This window comes from Brevibacillus sp. HB1.2 (assembly GCF_013332495.1).
Taxonomy (GTDB): domain Bacteria; phylum Bacillota; class Bacilli; order Brevibacillales; family Brevibacillaceae; genus Brevibacillus; species Brevibacillus porteri.
In genome coordinates, this window is the sequence record NZ_JABMIU010000006.1 from 190,156 (window position 1) to 207,914 (window position 17,759).

The 17,759-nt window shown below is 52.6% G+C and carries 4 protein-coding genes; all 4 read left to right on the forward strand.

The genetic code is table 11. From position 1 onward, the window contains the following. The first annotated feature begins 7 nt into the window (after window positions 1-7). The gene (locus HPY28_RS16845) at window positions 8-9,082 is read left to right on the forward strand and encodes a non-ribosomal peptide synthetase (protein WP_174230992.1); all 9,075 of its coding nucleotides are present in this window, start codon (window positions 8-10) and stop codon (window positions 9,080-9,082) included. A 107-nt stretch (window positions 9,083-9,189) separates the two neighbouring features. Continuing rightward, window positions 9,190-10,305 (forward strand): saccharopine dehydrogenase family protein, encoded by a 1,116-nt coding sequence (locus HPY28_RS16850; protein ID WP_174230993.1) that lies wholly within the window; start codon window positions 9,190-9,192, stop codon window positions 10,303-10,305. A 9-nt stretch (window positions 10,306-10,314) separates the two neighbouring features. After that, entirely contained in the window at window positions 10,315-12,642 is a 2,328-nt protein-coding gene (locus HPY28_RS16855; protein ID WP_174230994.1) for a bifunctional Gfo/Idh/MocA family oxidoreductase/class I SAM-dependent methyltransferase, read from the forward strand. A gap of 16 nt (window positions 12,643-12,658) precedes the next feature. Next, window positions 12,659-17,530, forward strand: a complete 4,872-nt coding sequence (locus HPY28_RS16860) for a non-ribosomal peptide synthetase (protein ID WP_174230995.1) — start codon at window positions 12,659-12,661, stop codon at window positions 17,528-17,530. Window positions 17,531-17,759: the final 229 nt, after the last annotated feature.

A 17,759-nucleotide genomic window follows, 5' to 3' on the forward strand; every position in this document is an offset into this window, starting at 1 on the left:
AACGAGGATGTCCAAAATGCTCAATGACAGTCTGACCGCAAGTCCCACCGCTTCCTTGAGCTATGAGGAGATGAAGAGGCAAATTCAGGCGTTGCTGCCCGCGCCTGTTGCGTTTTCCGATGATCAAAACCTGATCGAGCTGGGACTGGATTCTTTGCAAATGATGAGGATGGTTAACAAATGGCGCAAGGAAGGCGCAAAGGTTACGTTTGCCGAGCTGATCGGTGCTCCTACCTTGCGTGATTGGCAGGCGTTGCTGCAAAAAAGCAGCGCCTCGCTTCCACGGGTGGACGAAAGAAAAGCAGATGTGGCACTGGAGGTGAATGTGCCCTTTCCACTCACGGATGTGCAATACGCTTACTGGATTGGACGCCAGGATGATCAGCCTCTCGGAGGAATCGGGTGCCATGCGTACTTAGAAATCGATGGTGTGGGCGTGGAGCCGGATCGATTGGAAGCAGCGTGGGGCATGCTGCTGATGCACCATCCGATGCTTCGGGCAAGATTTTTGGCAGATGGACAGCAAGAGGTGATGAGTGCCCCTACAGCCACTGGAGTAGCGGTCCATGATCTGCGGTCTTTTTCGGAGGACGTATTGGCACGGGAGCTAGATCGTATACGGGAGCGGCTGTCTCATCGTCGTCTGGCGGTGGAAGCGGGAGAAGTAGCCGGTTTGGAGCTGAGCTTGTTGCCAGAAGGCCGCACCCGCATCCATTTTGATCTGGATTTGCTGGTCGCTGACGTACAGAGTCTGCACATCGTATTACGCGATTTGGCGGCAGCATATGCACGAGGCAGCAAGCCTCTTGCCCCGACCAACTGGAGCTTTGCCCATTATCTCGGGCAAGAGGCAGAGCGTCGGGCACAGGACAGACAGGAAGCAGCCCGCTATTGGCAGGAGCGCCTTTCCACATTGCCGGGAGCGCCAGGGTTGCCGCTGAAGGAAAAGCCAGAAATGATCAAGTCGCCTGTTTTTACGCGACGGACACATTTCATGAACGCAGTCGAATGGGCACTTTTGCAAAAAAGCTCCGCAGCACAGCGGGTCACACCAGCGATGGTACTGTTAACGGCTTATGTTGAAGTACTGGATCGCTGGAGCACACATTCGCAGTTTCTCATCAACATTCCGCTATTCGATCGCCAAACCGGAGACGCTGGCATTGAAGACGTCGTTGCCGATTTTACCAATCTGCTACTGCTTGCGGTTGACTTGCGGGAGCAAACCTCTTTTCTGGCGCGGGTGCGATCTGTCCAATCGCAGTTTCATCAGGATGTAGCACATGCGGCTTATTCCGGGGTTCAGCTACAGCGTGACCTGGCGCGTGTCCGTCAGGGAGAGCGGGATTTTGCCCCCGTGGTGTTCGCGTGCAATTTGGGTACGCCGCTGATCAACGACGAATGCCGTGACACGTTGGGCAAGCTCTCTTACATGATTTCGCAAACGCCGCAAGTATGGCTTGATTTCCAGTCGTATGAAATGGACGGCGGGCTCCTGCTGGCGTGGGATGCGGTTGATGACCTGTTTCCTGACGGGATGCTTGACCAAATGTTCGGCGCTTTTTGCCAGCTGATGAACTCTTTGGTGACCAAGGACAATGACTGGCAAGCCGCATCCGTGCTGCTCCCCGATTTGGAACAGAAGAGGAATGATCAGGCTGTAGATAATACACAGACGCAATCGAGTCAATGCTTGCACAGTGCCTTTTTTGCTTATGCAAGAGAGAATCCACACGAGCTGGCCGTAATCGATAGTCATGCTTCTACTACGTTTTCGTATGGCGAGTTAGCGCAGTACGCATTGCAGATTGCAGCGTATCTCCAAAAGCAAGGCGTTGAAGCTGGAGACCCTGTGGCAGTCAGTCTGCCGCGCGGAATCGATCAAGTCGCTGCGGTTCTTGGTATCGTGGCACAAGGAGCATGCTACGTCCCGGTTGGAATCGGGCAGCCATCCACAAGGCGCGAGCGCATTCATCAAAAAGCGGGGATTCGCTATGTGCTTACGGATACGGAGATTGCGCAAACGCTGGAGTGGCCGGAAGACGCTGTTGTTCTGTCGGTTACAGATGCGTTGAATGTCTCACCGCTGGCTGAACCCGTGCCGATTTCTTTTGATAGCCTTGCCTACATCATTTTTACTTCTGGCTCTACGGGTGAACCAAAAGGAGTAGAAATCAGTCATTCCGGGGCATGGAACACCATTAGAGAAATAAATAGACGCTACGGAATCGGGCATACGGATCGGATTTTGGCGGTTTCCTCACTTGATTTTGACCTGTCTGTCTACGACCTGTTCGGATTGCTCAGTGTAGGCGGCTCGATTGTGCTCATAGGCGAAGAGTTACGACGGGATGCGGCTCATTGGGCGAGACTGGTGGATCAGCATCAGGTGACGCTGTGGAACTCTGTGCCCGTGCTGCTCGATATGCTCTTGATTGCTGCGGAGAGCGGATCGTATGAGAGCTTGCCGCTTCGCCTAGTCATGCTCTCTGGGGACTGGATCGGTCTCGATTTACCGCAACGCCTGAATCAGCTCGCACCGAACAGCCAGCTTGTGGCGATGGGCGGAGCGACAGAAGCGTCGATCTGGTCCAACTTTTTTGATGTTACGCTGCCCTTGCCTGTTCACTGGACATCGATTCCGTACGGTCAACCACTCACGAATCAGGCTTATCGGGTTGTTGATGCACTTGGACGTGATTGCCCTGACTGGGTAGAGGGAGAATTGTGGATCGGCGGAGCAGGTGTGGCAGTAGGCTATCGGGGTGATCCTGCACTGACCGAAGAGCGCTTTGTCAACTGGAACGGTTCACGCTGGTATCGGACTGGTGATCTCGGACGTTATTGGCCGGATGGGACCATTGAATTTCTCGGGCGCAAGGACTTCCAGGTGAAAATTAGAGGGCATCGCATCGAGCTGGGTGAAATCGAATCGGCCATGAAGCAGCATCCGGGAATTCGCGATGCAGTTGTGACAGCGGTAGGTGATCCGCGGGAGAACAGGCAACTGGTTGGGTATGTGGTACCAGAACGGGAAAGCGAGTCAGCGCTGTTTGATCGTGTAGAGGCTGATCCGAAAAAGAGTGAAGAACTGTGGGCAGATGTCATAGATACGGGGCGTGTGCAGACCTTATCGGAGCATTTTGCAAGCATCAGACCGGAAGATTTCACCTCGTTTTGGACGTACATGGAGCAACTTGCTGTTCGATTCATTTACCGCACATTGGAGATGGTGGGAGTGAAATTTGAGCAAAATGCCAACTACTCCCTCGATGATTTGATGCATAGCTGCGGGATTCAAGAGCGTTATCACGGGCTGGTCAGACAGTGGCTCCAAACATTGGAGGACGAAGGTCTTGTCCGTAAAGACAAATCGGATGTCTATAGCATCACGCAGGCGAACCTGACTGAATGGTTGGAAAAGTCGCAGGTCACTCAGGTATCGCCCGCATGGGAACCGCATGCACAAGCCCTTTTACGTTATTTGGAAAAAGTCAATGACGAGAGTGTTGCGCTGTTGCGTGGCGAGCTTGACCCGTTGGCCCATTTCTTCTCGGAGGAATTCAGTCTGACTCCGAATGATCTGATGCAGACACTCCCTGGTGCAAAGCATCGTGACAGAGCGGCACTGGCGTTGGTGGAAAGGCTGGTCCATCGTTTTGGAGAAAGGTCTGAATCAGAACCGATACGTGTGCTGGAAATCGGGGCGAGGAGCCTAACGCTGACGGAATCATTGCTGGCTGTACTCCCGGCAGATGCGACACATTTTACATGCACAGACACCTCGACTTTCTTTACAAATGCCGCAAAAGCGAGGTTCCGGGAGTACCCGTTTGTGCACGATCAACTGCTGGATATCAATCAAAATCCACTATCTCAAGGGTTTGAAGCACATCAGTTCGACGTTGTGATTGCCTCTGATTCCCTGCATCGTGCGAAAAACATCGGGATGGCCCTCTCGCATGTACAAAGCCTTTTGGCTCCGGGTGGCATGCTGATTTTGCTGGAGATGACCTGCAACAGCCGATTGCAGCAAATCAGCACGGCATTTCTCGAAGATGGCTTTACGCATTTCGAAGATGAGCGCCGTAATGAGCAACGCCCCTTGTTATCGGTGGAAGCATGGCAGCAGACTTTGCAGCAGCAAGCCTTTGCAAAAGTGTCAGCTTTCCCAGAAGACAACGATTTTGGTCAGCATGTACTGGTTGCGCAGGCGCCACTTCAGGCCAAGCGCTTCAATGCTGCACAACTACCCGGCTTCTTGAGTCAAAAGCTGCCTGATTATATGGTTCCGTCCGCTTTTCTTTTGTTGAGCGAACTGCCGCTTTCTGCAAACGGCAAGGTAGATCGGCAAGCCCTGCCTACTCCTGACAGCCTGATGAAGGCCAAAGCAGACAAAGCGTATACAGCTCCAACGACACCAATCGAAACAGCACTCGCGGCTATTTGGTGCCAGCTATTTGAAGTGGAACGGGTAGGCGTCACAGACAACTACTTCGAGCTCGGCGGAGATTCGTTATTGGCAACCAGACTCAGTGCGATGGTTCGCAGCAAGCTTGCGGTAGAGCTGTCGTTAGGGCGCATTTTTGAAAAGCCGACGATTGCCGGACTGGCCCAGCATGTGCAGATGCTTCTCGAGGAAAAAGGAACATCGTCAGGCTTGCCAGCAATTGTACTGGCTCCACAAGACAGGCATCAGCCTTTCCCGCTAACGGATATCCAGCAAGCCTACTGGGTCGGGCGCAGTGGTGTTTACGCCTTGGGCCATGTCTCCACGCATTGCTATTTCGAAATCGAAGGGCAGCACTTGGACCTGGAGCAGATCAATCGAGCTTGGCAACGGTTAATTGACCACCATGAAATGATGCGGGCCGTGATTTTGCCGGATGGCTGGCGTCAGCAGATTTTGGAGCAGGTACCTGCTTACCGGATCGAGGTCACTGATTTGCGGAACCAATCTGCCGAAGAAGCTGAGTCCGAGCTGCAAGCGATTCGGGAAGAAATGTCCCATCAGGTATTGTCTACGGATGTGTGGCCGTTGTTCGAGGTGCGCGCTTCCCGCTTTGGAGACGAACGGGTTCGCTTGCATATCAGCTTTGACAACCTGATTTTTGACGGGTGGAGCATGTTCCACCTCTTGAGCGAGTGGACGAGGCTGTATTATGAGCCGGATGCGCCTATGACACCACTGGATATGAGCTTCCGCGATTATGTACTGGCGCAAGAAGCGCTCAAGTCTACAGAGCTGTACCAACGCGATCTGGACTATTGGATGGATCGATTGCCTGATTTGCCGCCAGCACCACAGCTGCCTTTGGCGAAAAATCCTGACACGATTACCGACCAGCGCTTCCATCGTTTAGAAGCCAGAATCAATAGCGAAGCATGGCAGCGGCTCAAAAAGCGGACAGCAGAGGTCGGTCTAACGCCGTCCGGGATCTTGCTGACAGCGTATGCCGAGACCCTTGGTGCATGGAGCAAGAGTTCGCGTTTTACGATCAACCTGACGCAATTCAATCGATTGCCCTTGCACACGCAGGTAGGCGAAATCGTGGGGGACTTCACTACGCTAACCTTGCTGGCAGTCGAGTTGTCCGCTGGCGAGACGATTTTGGAACGCGGCCGTAATTTGCAGCAGCAGCTATGGCGCGATTTGGACCATCCTTATGTGGGCGGAGTTCAAGTCCAGCGCGAATTGGCGAAGCAAACAGGAGAGCACAATGGTGTTGCGATGCCGATTGTCTTTACGAGCGCATTGGGTGTAGAGCAGTGGAGTGGGTCTGACTCCGATGGCAAATGGCTGGGCAAGCTCGTCTACAACATCACGCAGACGCCGCAGGTATGGCTGGACCATCAAGTGGTCGAGCAAGATGGAGAACTGCTGTTAATCTGGGATGCCGTAGAAGGACTATTTCCAGAAGGACTCCTTGCTGACATGTTTACGGCTTATGGCGAGCTGCTGCATCGACTGATAGAAGAGGATGCGGTATGGCAAGAGTCGGCACCGAGCCAGATGGCTGTCCCTCGACTGGAAGAAAGAATCGCCGCAAACGATACGGCTGCGCCTGTATCCTCAGAGACACTCGTCGGACTATTTGACAAACAAGCTGCATGCCAAACGGATCAGCCTGCCGTGATCTCCACACAGCGGACATTGACCTATGGGGAGCTCGCTGACGCTGCTGACCAAATCGCGAAGTGGCTGCGTTCACAAGGAGTTCAACCAAATACGTTGGTCGCTGTCGTGATGGAAAAAGGCTGGGAGCAGGTCGCAGCCACGCTCGGGATTATGAAATCCGGGGCCGCTTATTTGCCGATTGATCCGCTGCATCCAGAGGAACGACGTTCTCAGCTTTTGCATGATGGACAAGTACAGTTCGTGCTGACGCAGTCTTGGCTGGATGAGCGATTGGGCTGGCCTCTGGATGTGGAGAGACTGATTGTGGACCAGCTGATGACAAGGGACGAGGCAAGCACGGTGAACCCAGTGGCATCAGTTGCCGGACAGCCGGAGGATTTGGCCTATGTCATCTATACATCAGGGTCGACGGGCCAGCCAAAAGGAGTCATGATCGACCATCGAGGCGCGGTCAACACGATTGAAGATATCAATCAACGATTTGCAGTGGGGGCACAGGATCGGGTGCTCGCTTTATCCAATCTGAATTTCGATTTGTCGGTCTATGACATTTTCGGCATGCTTGCCGCGGGTGGAACGATCGTCATGCCGGATGCTGATAAAGCCAAAGACCCTGCACACTGGCTGGAGTGGCTGGAAGCCGAGCAGGTGACAGTGTGGAACACAGTTCCGGCGCTGATGCAGATGCTGATCGAATACGCCGTGGGGAGAAACCTTCACTTGCCACAATCGTTGCGCCTCGTCTTGTTGAGCGGTGATTGGATTCCACTGGATTTGCCAGACAAGATCAAGTCGTTTTTCCCTCACGTTCAGGTGATCGGTTTGGGCGGCGCAACAGAAGCCTCGATCTGGTCAAATCTTTTCGCAATCGAAGACATCGCCCCTAGCTGGAAAAGCATTCCGTACGGTCGCCCAATGGTCAATCAGCGCTACCATGTGCTGAACGAATCGATGGGGGATTGCCCCGTTTGGGTGCCGGGACAGCTGTTTATCAGTGGCATTGGGCTTGCCAAAGGCTACTGGAGAGATGAAAACAAGACGAATGAAAAATTCATTACGCATCCGGGGACAGGACAACGACTGTACCGCACGGGGGATTTGGGCCGTTACTTGCCTGATGGCACGTTGGAGTTCCTCGGTCGGGAAGATTTCCAGGTGAAAATCAGAGGGCACCGGATTGAGCTGGGCGAGATCGAGACGGCATTGAAACGCCATGAAGGGCTCAAAGATGTTGTCGTGGCCGTGCCAGATGACGGTGCGGATGAAAAGCGCTTGGTCGGGTATGTGGTGCTGGATCGTGAAAAGGATTCCGCGTTATTCGAAACAGAGCAGGCCGACCCCGCTGCAAGTGCTGCTCGTTGGCAGGCGATCAACAGCATGGGTCACGCGCAGGCCGATACCATTCCCGCGAGTGTCGATGTGGAAGTCGTCACGCAATTCCTGATGGAGGCTGACCGTGTAAGCACCGCCTACATGTGCCGCACGCTTGAGCATATGGGGATGTTCTCGCAAGTAGGAGAAAGCACTTCAATTGCGGAGCTCATGGATCGTTTTCAGATTCATCCTCGTTACCAGACCTTGCTTGCGCATTGGCTGGAAGTACTGGCAGAAGAGGGAGTGCTGGAAAAACAAGCTGCGGGTACGTACGTGAGTCTGCGTTCATTGCGTGAAGGTGTGCCGGATGTTGTTCTGTCAGCATCCTCGCTTCGTACGGAAGCAGCACGTGAGCTCGAAGCCGTTTTCCGCCGCGACTATCCGTTGTTTATTGGTCTGTTAACTGGTGAGCTCGATCCGTTGGAGCTCTTTCTAGCAGAGGATGCTTTCTTAACACCTGCCGGCTTGAGCCGCTTTGACCTGACGCGGGAGTTTTACAGCAGCCTTGCCGGGGCGGTGTTTGGCAGTATCGTAAACCACCATCCGTCTGATAAGACACTGCGGGTGCTAGAGCTTGGCACGAGAGCCGGAAGCTTGACACAAACACTGGTGTCCACCTTGCCTGCAGAACGCAGTCGTTATTTATACGTCGACGAATCCTCCTTTTTTACCGACAGGGCAAAGAAGGAATGGGGAGAGCAGGCTCCGCTGGAGTACGGTCAGCTTGACATGAACGTGGCACCGCTTGCGCAAGGCTATGATCCGCATTCGTTTGACGTCATTGTCGCGGACAATACGCTGCATCGCTCTCGTGATATAGGGAAAACGCTGGTGTACTTGAAAGGGCTACTCGCACCTGGGGGGCTTCTGTTCCTGGTCGAGTCGACGCGCAACAGTCGTCTGCTGCTAACCACTGTCGGCTTCTTCGAGGATGGGTTTAGCCATCTGGAGGATGAGCGCAAAGCCAATTATCTTCCTCTGCTTACGGTAGAGCAATGGCGAGCGGGCTTGGAACAACAAGGCTTCGCTAACGTCCTTGCCATTCCGGATAAAGCGCAGGTCACAGAGGCGTTCGAGCGCCATCTGATTGTGGCGCAAGCACCGGAGGCGGTTCGTTTGTTCCAGCCGGAAAAATTGTCTGAAGCTCTGCGGAATAGCTTGCCTGACTACATGGTACCAAGTGAGTACGTGTTGCTGGATGAGCTGCCGCTATCCGCCAATGGAAAAGTAGATCGGAGGGCAATCACAAAGCTTGGCAAAAGAAAGGCAAGTATGCCGAAAAAGACGCATGTAGCGCCTTCCAACGAGATCGAAGTCAAGCTCGCCAAGGTCTGGGAAGAGGTGCTTGGTGTAGGGGAAATCGGCATCCACGACAACTTTTTTGCGCGGGGTGGAGACTCATTGCGCGCGATCCAATGCCTCAATCTTATAAAAGAGAGATACCAGATTGATTTGTCTTTGCAAAGTTTGTTTGAAGCTTCCACGATCTGCACCCTTGCCGAGCTGATCAAGACGAGCACACAGGCAACGGAAGATCTCGCAGCGGATTTTGACGAGGGGACCATTTAAAAAAAGAAAAACCGCAGATGAGTAGGTGGGCTGCGACTCAGTGGCAGGAGCAGCCCCGCCTTTTCTTGGAAGAAGAATGCGGGGAGCAGGTCAGGAGGGAGAGAACATTGGGTATCAAAAAGATTGGCATTTTGGGAGCGACTGGTGTTGTAGGCCATACAGCCTTTCAAACGATTTTGTCTAGAACGAACTATCCGATTTTGCTGGGTGGTAGAAATCTCGAAAAGCTAAGTGAGCTTTTTACTGGGACGGAAGGTAGGCTGGAATGCCAGCAGGTGGATGTATGCAACGAGGAGGAACTGCATGACTTTTGCGGTCAAGTCGATCTCGTTATCAATTGTGCAGGGCCCTCCAAGCAAATCGTTGATAAAGTTGCGGTCGCATGCCTCAAACATGCGGTCCATTACGTAGATGTGTCCGGAGATGAGCATCTGTATCAACAATTGCTCACGCGAAAGCAGGAAATCGAGGAAAAGGGACTGCTGTTTATCATCTCTGCTGGCGTTTACCCGGGGCTGTCGGAAGTTTTCCCAGCTTACGTCGCTGAAAATGATTTGGACGAAATCGATTTGCTCGAAGTCTTTTTTGCAGGGCAGGGCGGATTTTCACTCAATGCGGCATATGACATCGTCTGCAGCATTGAAGAAGATACCGGATGGGGAATGTCTTACTTCAAGCAAGGCGAGGTCAAAAAAATAGACGGGCCGTTCCATCGCAACTACACACTGCCGCATCCCGCTGGAAAGCGCGACACATATCCGGTAGTGACAAAGGAATTCGGCCTCATGACCAAGCAGCATAAAATCGAATCCGCTTATTTTTACAACAGCTATCAAAGCAATGCCATCTTGAATCAATTTGTGATGATCAAGGCTTTGCAGCAATACAAAACCGAGGAACAAAAAAGAGCATCAGTCAAGCTGCTGCTGGAACAGTTTGAGGCGAAGAAGCCGGGTGTGAAGGATTTTACGATGTTCCACCTGCATGCGACCGGAAAGCGTGACGGTAAAAAAGTGCGGGTCTTCTCCACTCTTCTGTATCCGGGCGACTGGAATCGGATATCTGGCATCATCGCGGCCACAGTGGCTCACTTAATCGCGGAAGATCCGAACAGAAAAACAGGCTGCTTTTTCGTGGCAGAAGGCGTATCGGCGACAGGTTTGATTGATGCACTTCGCGAGCAGCAGGTCGAACTCATGCATTCCATCATGGAAATGAAGTAGGGGTGACGTATGACAAAGAATCGTAAGTTGCGTACCGTGGTATGCGGTTCCCGCTTTGGACAGTTCTACTTGGAGGCGGTGAAGGCATTGCCTGAGCAGTTTGAATTGGTAGGGCTGCTGGCAAAAGGAAGTGAACGCTCGCGTCAATGCGCCGAGCGAAATGGCATCCCGCTGTACACCGATGTCAATCAATTACCTGCTGACATTGATCTGGCTTGCGTCGTATTGCGTTCCACCGTGATGGGCGGCAATGGAACAGAGCTGTCGATCCAACTGCTTGCCAAGGGCATTCACGTCATTTCGGAAGAGCCGATCCACCATAAAGATTTGGCGCTGTGCCTAAAGCATGCCAAGCAGAACGGTGTTCATTTTATGACGGGCGATCTCTACGTACATTTGCCTGCTGTTCGCCGCTTTATTGCTTGCGCTCGTACGATGCTGGCTGTGCAGCCTGCCTTGTACATCGAGGCTGCTTGCGCTACACAGGTGTCCTTCCCGCTCATGCACATTTTGCAGGAAGCCCTCCCTTCTATTCGTCCGTGGAAAATCAGTCATGTCATCAAGGATGAGGGACCGTTTCAAGTGTTGATCGGACAGCTGGGCAAAATTCCAATTACGCTGCGCGCCCACAATGAAGTCGATCCGGATGATCCAGACAACCATCTGCATTTACTGCATCGCGTGACGATTGGTGTAGCTGGCGGGAGCTTGTCGCTTACAGACACGCATGGCCCTGTCGTGTGGCAGGCGCGTCTGCACGTACCGGATCTTCCCGACATTCACGGTGATCTGACAGTTTCCCCACCTGCACACATGCTGGAAAACAGTACACACATATTGGGACCGCAGGAGACGCCGACTTATCGGGACATTCTTACGAAGCAGTGGCCGCAAGCTATCGGACGCGATTTACTCATCATGCGAGATAGGATCATGGGGCAGGTCGATAAGGCTACGATGGAAACACGCGCGCAGCAGGAACTATTGTGTTCACGACAGTGGCAAGAATGGACGCAGGCATTGGGATATCCCGTGTTGCGCTCGAATGGCAGTCATGAGCCGTTGACGTTAGCGTCTCTCGAACAAGCAGCCTGGAGCATTCCGGACGACGAATTTCACGGCACTGCATCACCTAATGATGCGACTTTGGCGGAAAATAACGATGTTTTTGTATGCACGGCGTCTGCCGAGAGCGAGCTAAAAGGGATCGATGCTGTGCAGGTAAATACGTGCATTGAGTGCCTGGATGCAGCTGCGGTGGCCTCCATGCTGCTCGCGCTGCAATCTCAAGGAGCACTGACAGCGGGACAACATTCCTTTGCGGCGTCAGATATTTTCACTGCTGCAAACATAGCAGAGCGTCATCAACCAGTCATCAAGCGCTGGCTGCACATACTGACGGACCGTGGCTACCTGAAATTTGCTGCTGGCGAGTATCAATGCGGCATTCAGATGACGCGAGAGGAAGTAGAACGACGGTGGGATTTAGCCAAAAATGCCTGGAATGGCAAGCTGGGCTCACCGCTCGTCATGGACTATCTCAAGGACAATGCGGATCGGCTGCCACAGCTGATGGATGATACCCAACAAGCTGCTTTGCTGCTATTTCCTGAGGGGCGTATGCATGTTGCCAATGCGCTTTATCGGGACACCCTTGTGGCGCGTTATTTGAACAAGTCGGTCGCAGAGGCAGTAGCGCGGATCGCGTCTACGACAAACTCGCTTCGCATTCTGGAGGTAGGCGCTGGGACTGGAGCAACGAGTGATGTGGTTGTGGACCGCCTGAGGGGGTCTGTTTCCAAAGGACTGCATGTGGAGTATGTGTACACGGATGTGTCCCACTTTTTCTTATCCTCTGCACGTGAACGCTACAAAGCTTGCCCATGGATCAAATATCAGGTGGTTGATATCGACAAAAATTTGTTTGCACAAGGCCTCACAGAAGGCAGCTTCGATATCGTGATTGCGGCAGGCATGTTGAACAACGCGCGGGATACGGATGAAGTCATCCAAGGGCTGTTGAAGACCCTTGCTCCAGGAGGCTGGATGATTATTACCGAGCCAACTCGAGAATTCGTAGAAATGCTCATCTCCCAAGCTTTCATGATGACTCCACCAGTAGATGACAGGAAAAATACGCAATCGACCTTCATGACTGTCCAGCAGTGGCTCGATGTTTTTGAACGGGCAGGTGTCAAGGAGCTTGCGGTCTTGCCTGAGGAGTCTCACCCACTGGCACCACTTGGACAAAAGCTGTTCCTCATCAAGAACAACATCGATGTTGGCGTACGTCAGCAGCTTTCCCCAAACGAAAACGAAATGGCGAAGCTCATTTAAATAGGAGAGTGTGCATATGCCCCAAAACCTCAAGACAAATAGTGTCGAGCTCTTGATGCGCCTACGCAGAGATGGAATTTTTTTATGGGAGGAAAATGGGAGCCTGCGTTACAAAGCCCCAAGAGGAACACTTGCAGCCGATGATTTACAGGCGTTAAAAGAACAGAAAGCAGACATTCTCGCTCTTTTGCGAGCCGAATCCCAACCGGTGACGGTGATACCCGATCCAGCAGCGCGATTTGTACCTTTTCCCCTGACAGATGTGCAGTCTGCTTATTTACTGGGACGGTATGAGCTGTTTGGCTATGGTGGCGTGGCGTGCCATATTTACATGGAGCTGGACTATCCTGAGCTTGATCCGAAACGGGCGGAGGATGCGTGGAACCTGCTCATTGCAAGACATGACATGCTGCGTGCAACCATTGATCAGAACGGTCAGCAGCGCATTCTAGAGAAGGTCCCGCATTTGACGATTACCTATACGGATACAAGTGGCATGGATGAGCAGGAGGCAGGAAGAAGGCTCGATGACATACGCGAAGCGATGGGACATCGCGTGTATGATACAGCCAAATGGCCGTTGTTTGATATCGGCTTGACGAAAACGAGCGACAGGGCTGTGCTCCATGTATCGATGGAATTTCTCATCGCGGATTGGGCGAGTATTTGGCTCTTGCTAGGTGAGTTTGAGGCCCTTTATAAAGAACCGGAAAAAACAATGCCCGCGCTGCCGATTACGTTTCGCGATTACGTCTTCGCCGAACGCAGCCTAAGAGAGACTACGGCATATGGCAGAGACAAAGCGTACTGGCAGCAACGGATCGATGCATTGCCACAGGCTCCAGACCTGCCAATGGCGAGACAGCAGACCCAGAATGGAGACGCACGCTTTCGCCGTCGCTTCATTCGCTTACATAACGCTTCGTGGGATACCTTTAAGCAGCGTGCCCAGCAGCGAGGATTGACGCCAACCTCCGCCGTGATGACTGCCTTTGCCACTGTGATCGAGCGCTGGAGTCGAAATCGTGCGTTTTGCCTGAATTTGACGTTGCTGAACAGACAGCCGCTACATGAGCGAGTCCATGAGATTGTCGGGGATTTCACATCAGTCAATTTGCTTGCGGTTGATTGGGGATTGGAGCGTTCTTTTCAAGGGCGGGCGAAAACTATTCAAAAGCAGTTGTTTGAAGATTTGGATCACCGTTTGTTTTCCGGCGTGGAGGTCATGCGCGAGCTAGCGCGTAGGCGCGGTCGTGAAGCTGCTCTGATGCCAATCGTTTTTACGAGTGCAATTGGGTTAGTAGAACCAGCGGAAGGCGGTCAGCTACAGGGCAAAATTGCTGGGCACGGAATCAGTCAAACACCGCAGGTTTTCATCGATTGCCAAGCCATGGACAGCTCGGCAGGCTTGCAGGTGAACTGGGATGTGCGGGAGGGTGTTTTCCCAGAGCATGTCGTTGACGACATGTTTGATACTTTTGCAAAATTACTGCAATCTTTGGCGGACAGCGAGCAAATGTGGGAGGGAGTTGACGAAATTACGTTGCCAGACTGGCAGTGGGAAGAGCGTCAGCAGGTAAATGAGACCACGGCAGCTTTACCAGAGTACGCCTTGCATCAGCCAATCGTCGCACAAGCAATGTCGACGCCAGATCGTCCGGCTGTGATTGACAGTGAAGGACAGATCTCCTACGCGGAACTGGTCAAACGTGCTGCCGCAGTAGCAGGGAAGCTTAAGGAACTAGGCTGCCGCGAGCAAGACCGCGTTGCTATCGTAATGGATAAAGGCGTGCATCAAGTCGCAGCCGTACTCGGTACATTGTTTGCCGGAGCTGTCTATGTACCTATTGATCCGAAGCAACCCGAGATGCGTCGACAGGTCATGATGGAACAGGCGGACATTCGTTATGCTTTGACGGTATTTACCAACCAGTTGCAATGGTCAGACGCTATTCAAACGATTGCAGTGGATCAAGTAAGCCCGCAGCATGAACCATTGATACTGCCTGAATTAAACCCGGATTTGCCTGCGTACATCATTTATACGTCTGGTTCCACGGGACAGCCTAAAGGGGTCGTCATTAGCCACCGCGCAGCAGCAAATACGATCGAGGACATGCTTCGTCGTTTTGCGATCACGGAAAAGGATCGCGTGCTTGGCCTTGCCCAGCTGAGCTTTGATTTATCTGTCTACGATATTTTTGCCACGCTCTCTGTGGGTGGTGCAGTTGTGTATCCTCATTCCGACCGGCAAACAGATCCTTCCCATTGGAGTGAGCTGATAGCCCGGCATGACATCACCGTATGGAATTCCGTGCCGGCCCTGATGCAGATGCTGGTCACGTATTTGGATGCCACGCCAACTGTCAAAGTAGACAGCTTGCGACTGGCCTTGCTTTCCGGTGACTGGATTCCCTTGACGCTACCTGATCGGATGCAAAAATATCTCCCTTCTGCACAGATCGTCAGTCTCGGCGGTGCCACAGAAGCATCGATCTGGTCGAACTATCATCTGTACAACGGACTGGAAGCAGACTGGAACAGTATTCCGTATGGCCGCCCGCTCGCCAACCAAGGCTTCCGCGTCCTCGATTCACAGATGCGCGATTGCCCAGTGTGGATGATCGGGGATCTGTATATTACCGGAGCAGGCTTGGCGGAGGGCTATGTCGGAGATCAACGGCTCACGGAGGAAAGGTTCTTTTCCCACCCTGTGGATGGAGAGAGACTCTACCGAACCGGTGATTTGGGCCGCTACACACCAGGGGGCGAAATCGAGTTTATCGGTCGCGAAGACAATCAGGTCAAAATCAGAGGGCATCGGATCGAGCTAGGTGAAATTGAATCGGCCCTGCTCAAACACCCTGCTGTCGCCGCAGCTGGTGTCGTGCTGGATGGAGCGAGTGACGAGCCTGTTTTTCTGGGGATTGTGGAGTGCGCCCGCAAGATGGATCGGGACCTTGGGACGGAAAGAGCGGAATTCGCGATGCTCGTAAATGGGATCAGTGAAGAAGTGGACATCGAGGTCAATCAGCGCATTGTCATGCTTCTGCAAGAGATTGCGCGACAGCATACGAGCATGCCTCTACGGGTATTGCAAGTCGGCGCAGGGAACGGGGCGTTAACAGAGCAAGTCTCGCAAGCGTTGGAAGGCCATGATTTAGAATATATAAGCATGGATACAGTTGAAGAAGAGTATCGGGCACAAGGATTGGCACCGAACTCGTTCGACGTAGTGTTCACTGATGGAGCGATAGATAGCTCTGACATGAACAAGCTGAAAGAACTGATTTGCCCGGGCGGGTGGCTCATTCTTGCCAAATGGACAGAGGCGTCATGGATAAGTGAGTTGCAGAAGGAAGAAGACGGTCTTGTGTTCGTGTTGCAAAAGGAGGGAGAAAATCATCTGCTCGCCCATCGCGTGAAGCTGGACAGGGTGAGGGTCAGTGCCGCAGAGCTGGAAAAATTCCTTTCCCTTCATCTGCCTGCCTATATGCTGCCTGCCCACTTGCAAGTCGTAGACGCACTGCCACTCACCGGAAATGGAAAAATAGATCGCCGTGAGCTGGCAAAATGGCGCCCTGCATCGACGTTCGAACAAAGTGCTTTTCTGGACGCTACAGAGGGGGCTGAAACTGATCCGTTAGAAGTGCAGCTTGCACACGTCTGGGCTGAAGCATTGGGACTCTCGGGAATCGGCCGAACCCAAAGCTTTTATGAGTACGGTGCAGATTCTCTCATCATGGCGCAGGTAGCCGGAAAGTTGCGCGACAAGCTGGTGGAGGACCCGACGCACGCTGCCATTCCGTTTGATGTCTTGCTCCGACAAATGCTTAACTTCCCGACCGTGGAAGCACTGGCTGGCTTCATACACATGCGCAATCAGGAAGGGCAGCAAAGTGAGGAAGTCGCATTGCCGAAAAAACGCAACAAGTCGAGCAATGCCGTGCTGATTCCATATGGCGGTGACGAATCTGGGCCGCTGCGGGTTGTGTTTCATGCCGTTTTGGGGACGATGGACAGTTTTCGCCCATTGATTGAACAGCTCAAAGCCCAGCAGACAGGAAGCATCGTCGGGGTCGCCATTGACGACAGCGAACGTTATTGCGCGCTAGAACCGTCTGAGCTGATAGAAACTGTGGCCGATGATTATGCCGAATGCTTGATCGACGTCTTGCGTGAAGGAGAGCAAAGGCCTGTACAGCTCATCGGCTATTCCTTGGGCGGGTTGATTGCCATTGAAGTGGCGAGAAGACTTGGGGAGCAGGGCGTCCCACTTCTGGACTTGGTTTTGATCGACATTCCTCCGATCCTGACAGAAGTGAATGATGATCTCTTGATTGAGGCACTCTTTGTTCCAAACCTGAACATCACGCTGGAACAGGCTGGTTTTGGAAAAGTGGATGAGCATGATTTTTCCCGGGCGATTTTGCAGCTCGTAGAAAAACACGGGGATTGCATCCCGCAAGGCTCAGCGTGCACCATCAGTGGAGATGATGGGCTAGACCAGGTGGGAGAGATATTCCGCAAATTATCCACGTTTGACAGAAGAGAACGCTTCACTGCTTATGTCCATGCGCTAGGCAAAACATCAGGGGAACAGATGCCAGTGGAAATGGCAGAGGGCCTGTGCAAAGTGTTTGGGCAGAGCTTTAAAGCTGCTCGCTATACTCCTTTGCCCTATATGGGAGACATTCGCTTCCTGCTGGCTCGCGAGCCGTTTCAATTTTTGCCAAGCACGAGCGAAGAGACCATCGCTTTTTGGCAAGATATATGCATTGGAGAACTGGAAGTGACAGAAATCGCCGGTAACCATTACAGCTGCATGGTAGGAGAGAATGCGGTCAAACTGGCGGAGCTGTTGACAGTACCACTCGGCACCAAATAACTTCTTTGGTAACAATCAAGACAGCGGGAGACAAGGACGACAAAACAACGTCCTTTGTCTGCTGCTGCTCCTTTTCCTTAAATTACCAAGTCAAGAACCGTCATAGATACGATCAAAGACTGTGTTGAAATTCGTCAGCTCATTTTTCCAACCTTTGTAGCAAATGTGTAACGGAGCTTTTCTCCTATTCGTGATATCCTGAAGATAGTAGCAATTCCGATCACGCAGA